Source organism: Chromobacterium haemolyticum (assembly GCF_002081825.1).
Classification (GTDB): Bacteria; Pseudomonadota; Gammaproteobacteria; order Burkholderiales; family Chromobacteriaceae; genus Chromobacterium; species Chromobacterium fluminis.
The window spans coordinates 13,364-29,471 of the sequence record NZ_MUKU01000011.1 but is presented as its reverse complement, the minus strand read 5'-3'; the positions used below and the strand labels follow the sequence as shown (position 1 = coordinate 29,471).

The window sequence follows — 16,108 nt, the reverse complement described above, 5'->3', positions numbered from 1 at the left end:
GGCCAGGACGATTAAGCGTTATTCGTTGCTGTCGAGCGCATCCGCCGGGGCGATGTCGAAGAACTGGGCTTCGGCCGCTTCCAAGGTGTGCTGCGTCGAGCCGCGACGGGTTCGGTGGTAAGCCAGACCGGTACCCGCCGGAATCAGACGACCGACAATCACGTTTTCCTTCAGGCCGCGCAGGTCGTCCTTCTTGCCCATGATCGCCGCTTCAGTCAGCACGCGAGTGGTTTCCTGGAAGGAAGCCGCGGAGATGAAGGAGTCGGTGGACAAGGACGCCTTTGTGATACCCAGCAGCACGTTTTCGTACTGCGCAGGCTCTTTGCCTTCCGCCAGCATCTTGTCGTTCATTTCCAGCGCGTCGGCGCGCTCCACCTGCTCACCCTGGATGAACTCGGTGTCGCCGCTGTCGGAGATGATCACGCGACGCAGCATCTGGCGAATGATCACCTCGATGTGCTTGTCGTTGATCTTCACACCCTGCAGACGATACACCTCCTGCACCTCTTGAACGATGTAGCGGGCCAAGGCCTCGATGCCCTGCAGACGCAGAATGTCGTGCGGGTCCACTGGGCCATCGACGATGGATTCGCCGCGGTTCACCACCTGACCGTCGTGCACCAGCACGTGCTTGTCTTTCGGGATCAGGTTTTCGTAACCGTTGCCTTCCAGATCGGTGATGATCAAACGCTGCTTGCCCTTGGTGTCCTTGCCGAAGGAGATCGTACCGGTCACTTCCGCCAGCATGCCGGCGTCTTTCGGCGAACGCGCTTCGAACAACTCGGCCACGCGCGGCAGACCACCGGTAATATCGCGGGTCTTGGACGATTCCTGCGGGATGCGGGCCAGCACTTCGCCCTTGCCCACTTCCTGACCGTCGCGCACCGTAATAATGGCGCCCACCTGGAAGGTGATCGATACCGAGGCTTCGGAACCGGCCAGCTTCACTTCGTTGCCGTTGTCGTCCAGCAGCTTCACCAATGGACGCAGCATCTTGGACTGCGAACCGGCGCGGCGCTTCGGATCGATCACGACCAGCGTCGACAGACCCGTTACTTCGTCGGTCTGCTTGGCAACGGTGTTGCCCTCTTCCACGTTCTCGAACTTCACGCGACCTGCGTACTCGGTGATGATCGGACGGGTATGCGGATCCCAAGTGGCCAGCACGGCGCCCGCCTTGATCACCAGGCCATCGGTCACCATCAGCGTCGCGCCGTACGGCACTTTGTGACGCTCGCGCTCGCGACCCATATCATCGTGGATCACCACTTCGCCGGAGCGGGTGATGACGATGAGCTCGCCCTTGGTGTTCGCCACGTAGCGCATCTGACTGGAGAAGCGCACGGTGCCGTTGGACTTGCCTTCCACCTGGCTGGCAGCCGCGTTTCGCGACGCCGCGCCACCGATGTGGAAGGTACGCATGGTCAGCTGGGTACCCGGTTCACCGATGGACTGGGCGGCGATCACGCCGATGGCTTCGCCGGCGTTGACGCGCTTGCCGCGAGCCAAGTCGCGACCATAACACTTGGCGCACAGACCGTAGCGGGTGTCGCAAGTGATGGCGGTACGCACCTTCACTTCGTCGATGCCCAGGCTGTCCACCACGTCCACCAGATGCTCGTCCAGCAGCGAACCCGCTTCGATCACAGTCTCGCCGGTGGACGGATCCACCAGATCGATCGCGGCCACGCGGCCCAGGATGCGGTCGCGCAGCGGTTCGATCACGTCGCCGCCCTGCAGCACGGCCTTCATGGTGAAGCCGTTGCTGGTGCCGCAATCGTCCTCGATCACCACCAGATCCTGCGTTACGTCGACCAGACGACGCGTCAGGTAACCCGAGTTCGCGGTCTTCAAGGCGGTATCCGCCAGACCCTTACGCGCACCGTGAGTGGAAATAAAGTACTGCAGTACGGTCAGGCCTTCGCGGAAGTTCGCGGTAATCGGCGTTTCGATAATCGAGCCGTCCGGCTTGGCCATCAAACCCCGCATACCGGCCAGCTGCTTGATCTGGGCTGCGGAACCCCGCGCGCCCGAGTCGGCCATCATGTAAATGGAGTTGAAGGATTCCTGATCGACTTCCTTGCCTTCGCGGTCCAGCACCTTCTGCTTGGACAGCTCGTCCATCATCGCCTTGGCGATCTTGTCGCCGGTGCGGCCCCAGATGTCCACTACCTTGTTGTAGCGTTCGCCCTGAGTCACCAGACCTTGACGGTACTGCTCTTCGATCTCTTTGACTTCCTTCTGCGCGTCGGCAAGCAGGTCGACCTTCTTGGCCGGGATCTGCATATCATCCACGCAAATGGAAATGCCGCCGCGAGTGGAGTAGGCGAAACCTGTGTACATCAACTGGTCGGCGAAGATCACCGTGTCGCGGATGCCGCAACGACGGAACGAAACATTGATCAGTTTCGAGATTTCTTTCTTCTTCAGCGCCTTGTTGATGTGCTCGAACGGCAGGCCTTTCGGCAGGATGTCGGACAGAATGGCGCGGCCCACGGTGGTGTCGTAACGCTTGATCACCGGCTGGAACTCGCCCTGCTCGTCTTTTTCCCATTCGCGCAGGCGCACGGTGATGCGCGTCGCCAGCTCAACCTGACGGGTTTCGTAGGCGCGATGCACTTCCTTGGTGTCCGCAAACACCATGCCTTCGCCCTTTCCGTTCACCTTGTCGCGGGTCATGTAGTACAGACCCAACACGATATCCTGCGACGGCACGATGATCGGGTCGCCGTTCGCCGGGGACAGCACGTTGTTGGTGGCCAGCATCAGAGTGCGGGCTTCCATCTGCGCTTCCAGCGACAGCGGGACGTGAACAGCCATCTGGTCACCGTCGAAGTCGGCGTTGAACGCCGCGCAGACCAACGGGTGCAGTTGGATGGCCTTGCCTTCGATCAGCACCGGCTCGAACGCCTGGATGCCCAGGCGGTGCAGCGTAGGCGCACGGTTCAGCAGTACCGGATGCTCACGGATCACGTCTTCCAGGATGTCCCAAACTTCCGGCACTTCCTGCTCTACCAGCTTCTTGGCCGCCTTGATGGTGGAGGCCAGGCCCATCACTTCCAGCTTGTGGAAGATGAAAGGCTTGAACAGCTCCAGCGCCATTTTCTTCGGCAGACCGCACTGATGCAGACGCAGAGTCGGGCCCACGGTAATCACGGAACGACCGGAGTAGTCCACGCGCTTACCCAGCAAGTTCTGACGGAAACGACCGCCCTTGCCCTTGATCATGTCGGCCAGCGATTTCAGCGGACGCTTGTTGGCGCCGGTCATCGCCTTGCCGCGACGACCATTGTCCAGCAGCGAGTCAACCGATTCCTGCAGCATGCGCTTCTCGTTGCGCACGATGATGTCCGGCGCGCGCAGTTCCAGCAGGCGCTTCAGACGGTTGTTACGGTTGATCACGCGGCGGTACAGATCGTTCAGATCGGAAGTCGCGAAGCGACCGCCGTCCAGCGGCACCAGCGGACGCAGTTCCGGCGGCAGCACCGGCAGCACTTCCAGAATCATCCATTCCGGCTTCATGCCGGAACGCTGGAAGGCCTCCAGCACTTTCAGGCGCTTGGAGATCTTCTTGATCTTGGTGTCGGAGCTGGTGGCCTTGAGCTCGGCGCGCAGGGTCTCGATCTCGCTGTCCAGGTTCAGCTTCTTCAGCAATTCCTTGACCGCTTCGGCGCCCATCATGGCGACGAACTCTTCACCGTACTGGTCTTCCTTGTCCAGGAAGTCCTCTTCTGTCAGCAGTTGACGGTATTGCAGCGGGGTCATGCCCGGATCAGTCACCACGAACGCTTCGAAGTACAGCACGCGTTCGATGTCGCGCAGCGTCATGTCCAGCACCATGCCCAGACGCGACGGCAGCGACTTCAGGAACCAGATGTGCGCGGTCGGGCTGGCCAGCTCGATGTGGCCCATGCGCTCGCGACGCACCTTGGACAAGGTGACTTCCACGCCGCACTTCTCGCAGATCACGCCGCGATGCTTCAAGCGCTTGTACTTGCCGCACAAGCACTCATAATCCTTCACCGGGCCGAAGATGCGCGCGCAGAACAGGCCGTCGCGTTCCGGTTTGAAGGTACGATAGTTGATGGTTTCAGGCTTTTTTACTTCACCATAAGACCAGGAACGGATCTTGTCAGGCGAGGCGATGCCGATCTTAATCGCATCAAACTCTTCTTCTTGCGTAACTTGCTTAAAGAGGTCGAGCAGAGCTTTCATTGCGTCTCCAGTCAGGGGACAGGCGCGGCGGCTTGCCGCGCCCATTCAACCCAATCAATAACGTTCCAGGTCCATGTCGAGGCCGAGCGAACGGATTTCCTTCACCAGCACGTTGAAGGATTCCGGCATGCCGGCATCGATCTTGTGCTCGCCCTTCACGATGTTCTCGTACACCTTGGTACGACCAGTCACATCGTCCGACTTCACGGTCAGCATTTCCTGCAGAGTGTAGGCGGCGCCGTAAGCTTCCAGCGCCCACACCTCCATCTCACCGAAACGCTGGCCGCCGAACTGAGCCTTACCGCCCAGCGGCTGCTGGGTCACCAGCGAGTACGGACCGGTGGAACGCGCGTGCATCTTGTCGTCGACCAGGTGATGCAGCTTCAGGTAGTGCATCACGCCAACCGTCACCTTGCGGTCGAAAGCTTCGCCGGAGCGGCCATCGTACAAGGTCATTTGCGTCTTGGACTCATTAAAGCCCATTTTCTCGGTCAGCGGGTCTTCTTGCGGATAGGCCAGATCCAGCATGTGCTTGATCTCGGTCTCCTTCGCCCCGTCGAACACCGGCGTGGCGAACGGCATGCCTTTGCGCAGGTTGTCCGCCAAAGACAAGATCTCGTCCTCGCTCAGCGAAGCAATGTCTTCGGCCTTGCCGGCTTCGTTGTAGATGCGCTCCAGGTAGCCGCGGATCTCGGCGGAGGACTGCTCCTTGAACATGCGGTCAATGCGCTCGCCGATACCCTTGGCGGCCCAGCCCAGATGCACTTCCAGGATCTGACCGATGTTCATACGCGACGGTACGCCCAGCGGGTTCAGCACGATGTCGACCGGACGACCGTCGCCCATGTACGGCATGTCTTCGATCGGCAGAATGCGCGACACCACACCCTTGTTACCGTGGCGGCCGGCCATCTTGTCGCCCGCCTGCAGGCGGCGCTTAACGGCCAGATACACCTTGACCATCTTTTGCACGCCCGGCGGCAGTTCATCGCCCTGGGTCAGCTTGCGCTTTTTGTCTTCGAACTTGAGATCGAATTCTTCGCGCTTCTGCGCCAGGCTTTCCTTGATCAGTTCCAGCTGCTTGGCGATGTCTTCATCCGACATGCGGATGTCAAACCAATCATGCTTGGACGGCAGGTCGGCCAGGTATTCCTGATCGATCACAGTGCCCTTCATCAGGCGCTTCGGACCGCCGTTGGCGACCTTGCCCACGATCAAACGCTCAATACGGCTGAAGGCGTCGTTGTCGAAAATACGCAGCTGGTCGTTCAGGTCCAGGCGATAACGCTTCAGTTCCGAATCAATGATGGACTGGGCGCGCTTGTCGCGCTCAATGCCTTCTCGGGTGAACACTTGCACGTCGATCACGGTGCCCACGGTGCCGGTCGGCACGCGCAGCGAGGTGTCCTTCACATCGGAGGCCTTCTCGCCGAAGATCGCGCGCAGCAGCTTCTCTTCCGGGGTCAGTTGGGTTTCGCCCTTAGGCGTCACCTTGCCCACCAGCACGTCGCCCGCCTCAACCTCGGCGCCGATGTACACGATGCCGGCTTCATCCAGACGGCCAGCCATGCGCTCGGACAGGTTCGGGATGTCGCGGGTGATTTCCTCAGGCCCCAGCTTGGTGTCGCGGGCAACCACGGACAGCTCTTCGATATGGATCGAGGTGTAGCGGTCTTCGGCGACCAGCTTCTCCGAGATCAGGATCGAATCCTCGTAGTTGTAACCGTTCCACGGCATGAAGGCGATGGTCATGTTCTGACCCAGCGCCAGCTCGCCCAGATCAGTGGAGGCGCCGTCGGCCACCACGTCGCCGCGCGCGATGTGGTCGCCCACTTTCACGATCGGACGCTGGTTGATATTGGTGTTCTGGTTGGAACGGGTGAACTTGGTCAGGTTGTAGATATCCACACCCACCTCGCCCGCGGTCGCCTCCTCGTCATTGACGCGAATCACCACACGGCCGGCATCGACATAGTCGACCACGCCGCCGCGACGCGCCACCACGGTGGTGCCGGAGTCAACCGCCACCGAGCGCTCGATACCGGTGCCCACCAGGGCTTTTTCCGGACGCAAGCAAGGCACGGCCTGACGCTGCATGTTGGCGCCCATCAATGCGCGGTTGGCGTCATCGTGCTCCAGGAACGGAATCAGCGAGGCGGCAACGGACACCACTTGGCCGGTGGCCACGTCCATGTACTGTACGCGGTCCGGGGTCGCCAGAATGGTTTCACCCTTCTCGCGGCAGGTCACCAGCTCGTCGATCAGCGTGCCCTCTTCGCTTAGCTCGGCGTTGGCTTGAGCAATCACGTAGCGGCCTTCTTCGATCGCCGACAGGTAATCGATCTCGTTGGTGACCTTGCTGTCCACCACTTTGCGGTACGGCGTTTCCAAGAAGCCGAACTCGTTGGTGCGCGCAAAGACGGACAGCGAGTTGATCAAACCAATGTTCGGGCCTTCCGGCGTTTCGATCGGGCATACGCGGCCATAGTGGGTCGGATGCACGTCTCGCACTTCGAAGCCGGCGCGTTCGCGGGTCAAACCGCCCGGGCCCAGGGCCGATACGCGGCGCTTGTGGGTGATCTCGGACAGCGGGTTGGTTTGATCCATGAACTGGGACAGCTGCGAGGAACCGAAGAATTCCTTGATCGCGGCGGAGACCGGCTTGGCATTGATCAGGTCGTGCGGCATCAGGTTGTCGGACTCGGCCTGATTCAGGCGTTCCTTGACCGCGCGCTCGACACGCACCAGACCGGCGCGGAATTGGTTCTCGGCCAATTCGCCCACCGAACGCACGCGACGGTTGCCCAGGTGATCGATATCGTCCACTTCGCCGCGGCCATTGCGCAGCTCAGTCAGGATCGCGATCACGGAAACGATGTCTTCGGTCGACAGCGTGCCTTCCATCACATCGCGACGCTCGGCGAATTTCTCGCCGATCAGGACCTTGAACCACTCCGGGGTCTTGTCGTCGAACTTGTACTGGTAAGTGCGCGAGCTGAACTTCATGCGACCCACGCGCGACAGATCATAGGTTTCTTCGCTGAAGAACAGACGCTGGAACAGCGCTTCCACCGCGTCCTCGGTCGGCGGTTCGCCCGGGCGCATCATGCGGTAGATCGCCACGCGAGCTTGCAGCTGGTCCTGAATATCGTCTGCGCGCAGGGTCTGCGAGATATAGGAGCCCTGGTCCAGGTCGTTGGTGAACAACACTTCCACCTGCTGGATATCCGCCAGCGCGAGCTTGGCCAGCACCTCTTCGGTGATTTCGTCGTTAGCGCGCGAAATCAGCTCGCCGGTATCGCCATTCGCCACATTGTGCGCCAGCACCTTGCCCAGCAACGCGTCAGCCGGCACTTCGATGCGGTCCAGCTCTGCGGTCTGGATGTCACGGATGTGCTTGGCGGTGATGCGCTTGTCCTTGGCCACGATCAGCTTGCCGTCGGCGGCAACGATGTCGAACTTGGCCACTTCGCCCTTCAGACGATCCGGCACCACGCGCATGAACACGCCGCCCTTGGTCAGGTAGAAGGTGTCGAAGCTGTAGAACTCGGACAGGATTTCTTCGTTGGTGTAACCCAGCGCCTTCAGCAGAATGGTCACCGGCATCTTACGGCGACGGTCGATACGGAAGTACAGCAGGTCTTTCGGGTCAAACTCGAAGTCCAGCCAGGATCCGCGGTAAGGAATCACGCGGGCGGAGAACAACAGCTTGCCGGAGGAATGAGTCTTGCCACGGTCGTGCTCGAAGAACACGCCCGGGGAGCGGTGCAACTGAGAAACGATGACGCGCTCGGTACCGTTGATGATGAAGGAACCATTGGTCGTCATCAGCGGAATTTCGCCCATGTACACTTCGTTCTCGCGCACTTCCTTCACCACAGGCTTGGAAGACTCTTTGTCGAAGATGGTCAGGCGGATGCGCGCGCGCAGCGGAGCGGCGTAAGTGATGCCGCGCAGCTGGCACTCCTGCACGTCGAACGGCGGCTCGCCCAAGACATAATGAGCGAAATCCAGACGCGCATAGCCATTGTGGCTGATGATCGGATAGATCGATTTGAACGCAGCCTGAAGGCCCACATCCCTACGCTGGTCAAGCGGCACACCCAACTGGAGAAATTCGGTGTAGGAATCAATCTGGGTCGCCAACAGGAATGGGACATCGAGAACACTGGCACGTTTCGCAAAACTTTTACGAATACGCTTCTTCTCAGTAAACGAATAACTCATAGAGTCTCCATCGAGGTGGGGTGGCGCAAGCAAGAAACCAAAAGTCAGCAGCCACGCTCAATAATTGCTGGCTTTTACCTTCTTCGTTTCGGCCAACTACAAGCGCAATAAGGCTGGCGGATTACTCCGCCAGCCTCACCCTCTTTTTTCAAAGAAGATTATTTGATTTCAGCCTTAGCACCGGCTTCGGTCAGCTGTTTCAGGATGTCGTCGGCTTCAGCCTTCGCCACGCCTTCTTTCAGGGCTTTCGGAGCGCCGTCAACCAGGTCTTTGGCTTCTTTCAGGCCCAGACCGGTGATGGTGCGCACAACCTTGATCACGCCAACCTTGTTGTCGCCAGCGCCAGTCAGGATAACGTCAAACTCGGTTTTTTCTTCAGCGGCAGCAGCGCCGGCGCCAGCCGGGCCAGCAACAGCAACAGCAGCGGCGGAAACGCCGAACTTCTCTTCGAACGCCTTAACCAGGTCGTTCAGTTCCATCACGGTCAGACCAGCAACGGCCTCGAGGATGTCTTCTTTGGTGATTGCCATGTGAAAATCTCCTGAATTCTATAAGAATCAAATAAGTTAAGCGGCTTCGGCTTGCTTCTTGTCGGACAGGGCGGCCAGCGCGCGGGCGAAGCCAGCGACCGGAGCCTGCATAACGTAGAGAAGCTTGGACAGCAGTTCTTCGCGGCTCGGGATGGACGCGAGCTCAGCAACCTGAGCGGCGTTCAGCACCTGGCCATCGTAGGAACCTGCTTTGACGACGATTTTATCGTCAGCCTTGGCATATTGATGCAGCACCTTGGCAGCAGCGACCGGGTCGGTGGAAACAGCGTAAACCAGCGGGCCGACCATTTGGTCAGCCAGACCGGCAAACGGGGTGCCTTCCACAGCACGGCGAACCAGCGTGTTCTTCAGAACGCGCAGGTACACGCCATTCTCGCGCGCCTGAGCGCGGAGTTTGGTCATGCTGCTTACCTCGATGCCCCGATATTCAGCGATAACGAGGGTCTGAGCGTCTGCCAGCGTGGCAGATACTTCAGCTACGACCGCCTTTTTATCTTCGATATTGAGACTCAAGGTCTACCTCCTAGACTGAAATGAAGCGAAAGGATTTTCGCTTCGCTTTGCAGCGGCGACCTACATCAGGAGACATCATAAAGAACTGGTGCTCATGGGCGGAATTGAACCGCCGACCTCTCCCTTACCAAGGGAGTGCTCTACCCCTGAGCTACATGAGCTTGAACTTTGTTCAGAAGCCTGTTTCGGGTACACCATCTGCGTAGGTTGCGGATTTCCGTACCGGCGAATCTGCGATTAAGCCTTGCGGCGCCTACGGTCTTTGACAACCTGACAAGCAAGCTTGCCAGCCCAAAGCCTTGGCGAGACGGCGAACCGCCCCGCCAAACTCAAACAGCGATTAAGCGCTGATCGAGTTGGTATCTACACGAGCGCCGACACCCATGGTGCTGGATACGGCGATCTTTTTCAGATACACGCCCTTGGAAGCTGCCGGCTTGGCTTTCACCAAGGCATCAACCAGAGCGGAGAAGTTTTCACGCAGAGCTTCGGCTTCGAAAGAAGCACGACCGATGGTGGCGTGAACAATACCAGCCTTGTCGGTACGGTATTGAACCTGACCGGCCTTGGCGTTCTTCACAGCTTCGGCGACGTTCGGGGTCACGGTGCCAACCTTCGGGTTCGGCATCAGGCCGCGCGGGCCCAGAATCTGACCCAGCTGACCCACAACGCGCATGGCGTCCGGGGAAGCGATCACGATGTCGAAGTCCAGATTGCCGGCCTTCACCTGCTCGGCCAAGTCGTCGAAACCAACGACTTCGGCGCCAGCGGCTTTAGCGGCTTCAGCGTTCGCGCCTTGGGCGAACACGGCAACGCGTACCGACTTGCCGGTGCCGCGCGGCAGAACCACGGAGCCACGAACCACTTGGTCGGATTTACGCGGATCCACGCCCAAGTTCACGGCGATGTCGATAGACTCGTCGAACTTGGCGGTGGCGGCGGCTTTCACCAGGGAGATCGCTTCGTCGATTGCATACAGCTTGTTGCGATCAACGCTAGCTTTCAGAGCTTGCAAGCGCTTGGAAACCTTAGCCATTACACGCCCTCCACTTCCAGGCCCATCGAGCGGGCGGAGCCGGCGATGGTGCGAACAGCGGCGTCCAGATCGGCAGCGGTCAGGTCCGGCTGCTTGGTCTTGGCGATTTCTTCCAGCTGAGCGCGAGTCACTTTACCCACCTTGTCGGTATTGGCCTTGGCCGAACCGGACTTGATGCCAGCAGCCTTCTTCAGAAGGATGGTGGCCGGAGGGGTCTTCATGATGAAGGTGAAGGACTTGTCCGCGAATGCGGTAATCACCACCGGAATCGGCAGACCCGGCTCAACGCCTTGGGTCGCGGCGTTGAACGCCTTGCAGAATTCCATGATGTTCAAACCACGCTGACCCAAGGCCGGGCCGATCGGCGGCGACGGATTGGCTTTGCCAGCGGGCACTTGCAGCTTGATATAGCCGACAATTTTCTTTGCCACGATTAAACTCCTAGTTTGGGTATAACGCGAGCATTAACTCGCTTCCCGACGAAAGCGCAATAGTATACACGCTTAAAAAATGCTTGCCAAGAGGCAGACTTACAACTTTTCAACCTGGCCGAATTCGAGCTCAACCGGGGTGTCGCGACCAAAAATCTGAACCGACACGCGCAGCTTGTTGCGCTCGTAGTTCACCTCGTCGACGGAACCATTGAAGTCATTGAATGGACCGTCGATGACGCGCACCTTCTCACCCACCTCAAACAGAACTTTCGGCTTCGGCTTCTCCACGCCCTCTTGCATCTGCTGCATGATGGCCTCGACTTCCTTCTTGGAAATCGGCGCCGGGCGGTTAGCGGTGCCGCCAACAAAGCCGGTCACCTTCGGAGTGCTCTTGACCAGGTGCCAAGTATCGTCGGTCATTTCCATCTCGACCAACACATAACCCGGGAAAAACTTGCGCTCGGTAATGGAGCGGCGACCGTTCTTCACGTCGACGACCTCCTCCACCGGCACCAGAATCTGGCCAAACTGATCGGCGACATCAGAACGCTCAATGCGCTCGCGCAGCGCCTTTTGCACGCTCTTTTCAAAACCCGAGTAAGCGTGAACCACATACCAGCGCATTGCCATTATTTACCTCGACCAAGAATCACATCATAAAACAACCAGGACAGACTGGAGTCCACCAACCACATGAACAAGGCCAGCACCAGCACAAAAACAAACACCATGCCGGTCATCTGCATCGCCTCCTTGCGAGTCGGCCACACCACCTTGCGCGCCTCGACTAGAGACTCGTTGGCGTAAGAGACGAAACTCTTCCCCGGCTGCGACAACCAGATCGCGCCAACCGCCAGCACCACACCGGCCACAAACGAAAGCGCGCGCAAAATGCCCTGATCCGCCGGAATCATGTAAAAACCGACGATACCAGCCGCCACCAGCAAACCGGCCAGCGCCAGCTTGATTTTATCCTGCATTTCCATGTCGATATCTTCTCAATGCGCGTATGCGACAAAAGACCAACCGGCGCACAAGCGCCGGCTGGTCTTAATTGGCAGGCCAGGAGGGTCTCGAACCCCCAACCCTCGGTTTTGGAGACCGATACTCTACCAATTGAGCTACTGGCCTTTAAACTTTAATTAAGCAATGATCTTGGCAACAACGCCGGCGCCGACGGTACGGCCGCCTTCGCGGATGGCGAAACGCAGACCATCTTCCATGGCGATCGGGGCGATCAGCTCAACGGTGATTTCAACGTTGTCGCCCGGCATTACCATTTCCACGCCTTCCGACAGAGTAACGGCGCCCGTTACGTCGGTGGTACGGAAGTAGAACTGCGGACGGTAGTTCGCGAAGAACGGGGTGTGACGGCCACCTTCGTCTTTGCTCAGCACGTAGACAGAAGCCTCGAACTTGGTGTGCGGGGTGATGGTACCCGGCTTGGCCAGCACTTGGCCACGCTCAACGTCTTCACGCTTGGTGCCGCGCAGCAGCACGCCAACGTTGTCACCAGCTTGACCTTGGTCCAGCAGCTTGCGGAACATTTCCACGCCGGTGCAAGTGGTCTTCGCGGTAGCCTTCAGGCCCACGATTTCCAATTCTTCGCCGACTTTAACAATGCCGCGCTCTACGCGACCGGTTACCACGGTACCGCGACCGGAGATCGAGAACACGTCCTCGATCGGCAGCAGGAACGGCTTGTCGATGGCGCGTTCCGGAGTCGGGATGTAGGAATCCAGAGCGGCAGCCAGCTTGAAGATGGCCGGTTCGCCGTATTCGGACTGGTCGCCTTCCAGCGCCAGACGAGCGGAGCCGATCACCACCGGGGTGTCGTCGCCCGGGAAGTCGTAGGAAGACAGCAGATCGCGAACTTCCATTTCAACCAGTTCCAGCAGCTCAGCGTCGTCCACCAGGTCGGCCTTGTTCAGGAACACGATGATGTACGGAACGCCAACCTGACGGGACAGCAGGATGTGTTCGCGAGTTTGCGGCATCGGACCGTCAGCGGCCGAGCACACCAGGATAGCGCCGTCCATCTGGGCAGCACCGGTAATCATGTTCTTAACGTAGTCGGCGTGACCCGGGCAATCTACGTGAGCGTAGTGACGGGACTCGGTTTCGTATTCTACGTGGGCGGTATTAATGGTAATACCGCGAGCCTTTTCTTCCGGCGCGCTGTCGATCTGGGAGTAGTCTTTGGCTTCGCCACCGAACTTCTTCGACAGAATGGTGGTGATAGCAGCGGTCAGAGTGGTTTTACCATGGTCTACGTGACCGATGGTGCCGACGTTTACGTGCGGTTTATTCCGCTCGAACTTTTCCTTAGCCATGGCAAAATTTCCTGGATACGAAACAACACAAAGTAAATGGTGGTGCCCATGGGCAGAATTGAACTGCCGACCTCTCCCTTACCAAGGGAGTGCTCTACCCCTGAGCTACATGGGCCCTTTAAAACAGGCTATACGCTTGGAGCGGGTGAAGGGAATCGAACCCTCGTCGTAAGCTTGGAAGGCTTCTGCTCTACCATTGAGCTACACCCGCCTGCAACAACAACCTCGAGCGACTTTCATCGCACACGCCCAGACGCTAAATTCTGGTGGAGGGAGAAGGATTCGAACCTTCGAAGGCTGAGCCGTCAGATTTACAGTCTGATCCCTTTGACCGCTCGGGAATCCCTCCTGAAAGAGACCCGAATATTATAGATAGCTCCGATGGCCGTCAACCGGTTTTTGCATTTTCCCCCAATTATTTTGCCGACAAAAGCAAAGCGCCCCGGCAAGCCTGGGGCGCTTTCAATAAATTCAAAAGCTTAGCGTTTCACGCCTGACCGGAAATCCGCAGATACTTCTGATGCAACGCCTCCTGAGTCTCCTCGTGAGACGGATCCAAGGGGATGCAATCGACCGGACAGACTTGCTGGCATTGCGGCTCATCGTAGTGGCCGACGCATTGGGTACACAGATTGGGGTCGATTTGATAGATTTCCTCACCTTGGGAAATCGCGTTGTTGGGGCACTCCGGCTCGCAGACGTCGCAGTTGATGCATTCGTCGGTAATCATCAAAGACATAGTAAATTCCTCAAGTATTCCACAACATGAATTCTGTCACCCGACAGTCGGGCTCGCAAGTTCGCCCCGTTATATATTTATGAGAACGCTGCGCACAAAGCGCTCAGACAGGATCCGCCGCCCGGCGCAGCAAACCGTAGTGCACCTGCCCGGCCTTGGCCCGCTTCAACACCTCCCAGCCCGGCAGTTCCTCGGGCCAACGGCGGCTTTCGATATACGCCAGACCGTCCTCGCTCATGACCTGAGCCAGTAAAGGTAAAACCTGGACCAACAAATCGGAATCAAACGGCGGGTCGACGAAGACGACGTCAAAACGCTCCCGGCAAGCCTTCAAATAAGCCAAGGCGTCGAACTGAGCCACATCGATGCTAGCGGCGGACAGCAACTGCCGGTTGGCCTTTAGGGACTCGGCCGCCGCGCGGGACTTCTCCACCATCATCACGCGCCGCGCTTCGCGAGAAGCGGCCTCGAAGCCCAGCGCCCCGCTGCCGGCGAAAAGATCCAGGCAGGACTTGCCGTACAGCTGCTGACCCAACCAATTGAACAAGGTTTCCCGCACACGGTCCGGCGTTGGCCGCAAACCCTGAGCGTCGGGAAACGGCAATAGCCGGCGCCGATACTCGCCACCGATGATTCTGACCGTGTTACGCGACTGACTCATAATTCCAAGCTCAAAAAACAAGGGGCTGAGTGTAACCCGATCCGCGTCGTTACGCCTCATTGTCGCGCAAACCGGCCGCCATCTGTCGCCGCTCACGCCACAAAAAGCTATCCATTCCTTATATATAGATTTCAACGATGCGATGCCCCCCTCTGCACTGCAACAATTGGGTAAGCATCTCCATTTGAGGATACAATTTAGCCATTTACCGAATTCTGCCGGCCTTAACGCATGTTTAGCTTCTTCAAAAGAAAACCCCAATCCGAGCCCACGCCTCCGACAACAGTCCAAACGGAGCCGGCGGCCGACACTCAAGCCGCCATCCCACCTGAAGTGGCCGCCCCCGCCATCCAACAACCAGAAGCGCATTCGCCCGAGCCTCAGCACTCTACTCCCGAGCTCGCGCCAGCGCCCGCCGAAGTCGCCCCAGTCCCGGCTCAAGCCGCCGCGCCACATGAACCCGCTCCGGTTTCTCTGAAAAAGATGAGTTGGGCAGAACGCCTGAAAGCGGGGCTGTCGAAAACCCGCGATAAGCTGGGCAAATCCCTCGCCGGCCTGTTTGGCGGCGGCAAGATCGACGAAGAGTTGTACGAGGAACTGGAAACCGTGCTGCTCACCGCCGACATGGGGGTGGACGCCACGCTGCACCTGCTCGGCGACGTGCGCGAGCGCGTTTCGCTAAAAGGGCTGAAGGATGCCTCTGAACTGAAAGACGCGCTGAAAGAGTCGCTAAGCGACTTGATCTCTCCGCTGGAGAAACCGCTGGACGTTAACGGCAAGAAACCCTTCGTCATCATGATGGCCGGCGTCAACGGCGCCGGCAAGACCACGTCGATAGGCAAGCTGGCCAAGTACTATCAAAGCCAGGGCAAGAGCGTGTTGCTGGCCGCTGGCGACACCTTCCGCGCCGCCGCGCGCGAACAGCTGATGGCCTGGGGCGAGCGCAACAACGTCACTGTGATCGCCCAGCAAGGCGGCGACTCCGCCGCCGTTTGCTACGACGCGATTCAAGCCGCGGTCGCCCGCGGCATCGACATCGTGCTGGCCGACACCGCGGGCCGCCTGCCCACCCAGCTGCACCTCATGGAAGAGATCAAAAAGGTGAAGCGGGTGATCCAGAAGGCCTTGCCGGACGCACCGCATGAAATCATTCTGGTTCTGGACGCCAACATCGGCCAGAACGCCATCACTCAGGTCAAGACTTTTGACGACGCCCTCGGCCTGACCGGGCTAATCTTAAGCAAGCTGGACGGCACAGCCAAGGGCGGGGTAATCGCGGCTATCGCCAAGCAACGCCCCGTTCCGCTGCGCTTTATCGGCGTGGGCGAAAGCATAGACGATCTGCGGCCGTTCAAGACCAAGGACTACATCGACGCGCTGTTTGACTGAACGCATCAGC

The 16,108-nt window shown here is 58.9% G+C and carries 12 protein-coding genes and 5 tRNA genes; 1 reads left to right on the top strand and 16 read right to left on the bottom strand.

Annotation, left to right across the window (positions count from 1 at the left end; translation table 11 throughout):
- Positions 1-18: 18 nt before the first annotated feature.
- The 16 genes from rpoC to rsmD all read right to left on the bottom strand — a co-directional run bounded on the left by rpoC (position 19) and on the right by rsmD (position 14,709).
- On the bottom strand, positions 19-4,215 hold the full coding sequence (gene rpoC / locus B0T39_RS10250; RefSeq protein WP_081546284.1) for a DNA-directed RNA polymerase subunit beta': 4,197 nt from the start codon (positions 4,213-4,215) through the stop codon (positions 19-21).
- Positions 4,216-4,269: 54 nt separating this feature from the next.
- Entirely contained in the window at positions 4,270-8,442 is a 4,173-nt protein-coding gene (rpoB, locus tag B0T39_RS10245) for a DNA-directed RNA polymerase subunit beta (RefSeq protein ID WP_081546282.1), read from the bottom strand.
- 158 nt (positions 8,443-8,600) lie between these two features.
- Complete coding sequence (gene rplL, locus B0T39_RS10240; protein WP_081546280.1) at positions 8,601-8,972, bottom strand: 50S ribosomal protein L7/L12; 372 nt, start codon at positions 8,970-8,972, stop codon at positions 8,601-8,603.
- Between the two features lie 36 nt (positions 8,973-9,008).
- Complete coding sequence (gene rplJ, locus B0T39_RS10235; protein ID WP_081546278.1) at positions 9,009-9,506, bottom strand: 50S ribosomal protein L10; 498 nt, start codon at positions 9,504-9,506, stop codon at positions 9,009-9,011.
- An 86-nt stretch (positions 9,507-9,592) separates the two neighbouring features.
- Positions 9,593-9,667 (bottom strand) — tRNA-Thr (locus B0T39_RS10230).
- Between the two features lie 179 nt (positions 9,668-9,846).
- A complete protein-coding gene (rplA, locus tag B0T39_RS10225; protein WP_019100247.1) occupies positions 9,847-10,542 on the bottom strand; it encodes a 50S ribosomal protein L1 in 696 nt (231 codons plus the stop codon).
- Positions 10,542-10,973, bottom strand: coding sequence for a 50S ribosomal protein L11 (rplK, locus tag B0T39_RS10220; RefSeq protein ID WP_048411721.1), 432 nt, complete (start codon positions 10,971-10,973; stop codon positions 10,542-10,544). The genes rplA and rplK overlap by 1 nt, the downstream gene beginning before the upstream one ends.
- A 99-nt stretch (positions 10,974-11,072) precedes the next feature.
- Positions 11,073-11,606, bottom strand: coding sequence for a transcription termination/antitermination protein NusG (nusG, locus tag B0T39_RS10215; RefSeq protein ID WP_081546276.1), 534 nt, complete (start codon positions 11,604-11,606; stop codon positions 11,073-11,075).
- The gene (secE, locus tag B0T39_RS10210; protein WP_019100014.1) at positions 11,606-11,962 is read right to left on the bottom strand and encodes a preprotein translocase subunit SecE; all 357 of its coding nucleotides are present in this window, start codon (positions 11,960-11,962) and stop codon (positions 11,606-11,608) included. The genes nusG and secE overlap by 1 nt, the downstream gene beginning before the upstream one ends.
- A 69-nt stretch (positions 11,963-12,031) precedes the next feature.
- Positions 12,032-12,107: transfer RNA gene (locus tag B0T39_RS10205), tRNA-Trp, on the bottom strand.
- An 11-nt stretch (positions 12,108-12,118) separates the two neighbouring features.
- The gene (tuf, locus tag B0T39_RS10200) at positions 12,119-13,309 is read right to left on the bottom strand and encodes an elongation factor Tu (RefSeq protein ID WP_081546274.1); all 1,191 of its coding nucleotides are present in this window, start codon (positions 13,307-13,309) and stop codon (positions 12,119-12,121) included.
- 40 nt (positions 13,310-13,349) lie between these two features.
- Positions 13,350-13,424 (bottom strand) — tRNA-Thr (locus tag B0T39_RS10195).
- Positions 13,425-13,446: 22 nt separating this feature from the next.
- Positions 13,447-13,520 (bottom strand) — tRNA-Gly (locus B0T39_RS10190).
- A 53-nt stretch (positions 13,521-13,573) separates the two neighbouring features.
- Positions 13,574-13,658: transfer RNA gene (locus B0T39_RS10185), tRNA-Tyr, on the bottom strand.
- Positions 13,659-13,796: 138 nt separating this feature from the next.
- The gene (locus B0T39_RS10180; protein WP_019100314.1) at positions 13,797-14,048 is read right to left on the bottom strand and encodes a YfhL family 4Fe-4S dicluster ferredoxin; all 252 of its coding nucleotides are present in this window, start codon (positions 14,046-14,048) and stop codon (positions 13,797-13,799) included.
- A gap of 103 nt (positions 14,049-14,151) precedes the next feature.
- Positions 14,152-14,709, bottom strand: a complete 558-nt coding sequence (gene rsmD / locus B0T39_RS10175) for a 16S rRNA (guanine(966)-N(2))-methyltransferase RsmD (RefSeq protein ID WP_081546272.1) — start codon at positions 14,707-14,709, stop codon at positions 14,152-14,154.
- Positions 14,710-14,940: 231 nt separating this feature from the next.
- On the opposite strand from rsmD, the gene ftsY reads away from it, so the two are divergent.
- Positions 14,941-16,098, top strand: coding sequence for a signal recognition particle-docking protein FtsY (gene ftsY, locus B0T39_RS10170; protein ID WP_081546270.1), 1,158 nt, complete (start codon positions 14,941-14,943; stop codon positions 16,096-16,098).
- Positions 16,099-16,108: the final 10 nt, after the last annotated feature.

Excerpts from the sequence above, each read along its gene's own strand:
- rpoB (WP_081546282.1), bottom strand. The coding sequence starts at position 8,442 with ATGAGTTATTCGTTTACTGAGAAGAAGCGTATTCGTAAAAGTTTTGCG.
- rpoC (WP_081546284.1), bottom strand. The coding sequence starts at position 4,215 with ATGAAAGCTCTGCTCGACCTCTTTAAGCAAGTTACGCAAGAAGAAGAG.
- tuf (WP_081546274.1), bottom strand. The coding sequence starts at position 13,309 with ATGGCTAAGGAAAAGTTCGAGCGGAATAAACCGCACGTAAACGTCGGC.
- secE (WP_019100014.1), bottom strand. The coding sequence starts at position 11,962 with ATGGAAATGCAGGATAAAATCAAGCTGGCGCTGGCCGGTTTGCTGGTG.
- rplL (WP_081546280.1), bottom strand. The coding sequence starts at position 8,972 with ATGGCAATCACCAAAGAAGACATCCTCGAGGCCGTTGCTGGTCTGACC.
- rplA (WP_019100247.1), bottom strand. The coding sequence starts at position 10,542 with ATGGCTAAGGTTTCCAAGCGCTTGCAAGCTCTGAAAGCTAGCGTTGAT.
- rsmD (WP_081546272.1), bottom strand. The coding sequence starts at position 14,709 with ATGAGTCAGTCGCGTAACACGGTCAGAATCATCGGTGGCGAGTATCGG.
- B0T39_RS10180 (WP_019100314.1), bottom strand. The coding sequence starts at position 14,048 with ATGTCTTTGATGATTACCGACGAATGCATCAACTGCGACGTCTGCGAG.
- ftsY (WP_081546270.1), top strand. The coding sequence starts at position 14,941 with ATGTTTAGCTTCTTCAAAAGAAAACCCCAATCCGAGCCCACGCCTCCG.
- nusG (WP_081546276.1), bottom strand. The coding sequence starts at position 11,606 with ATGGCAATGCGCTGGTATGTGGTTCACGCTTACTCGGGTTTTGAAAAG.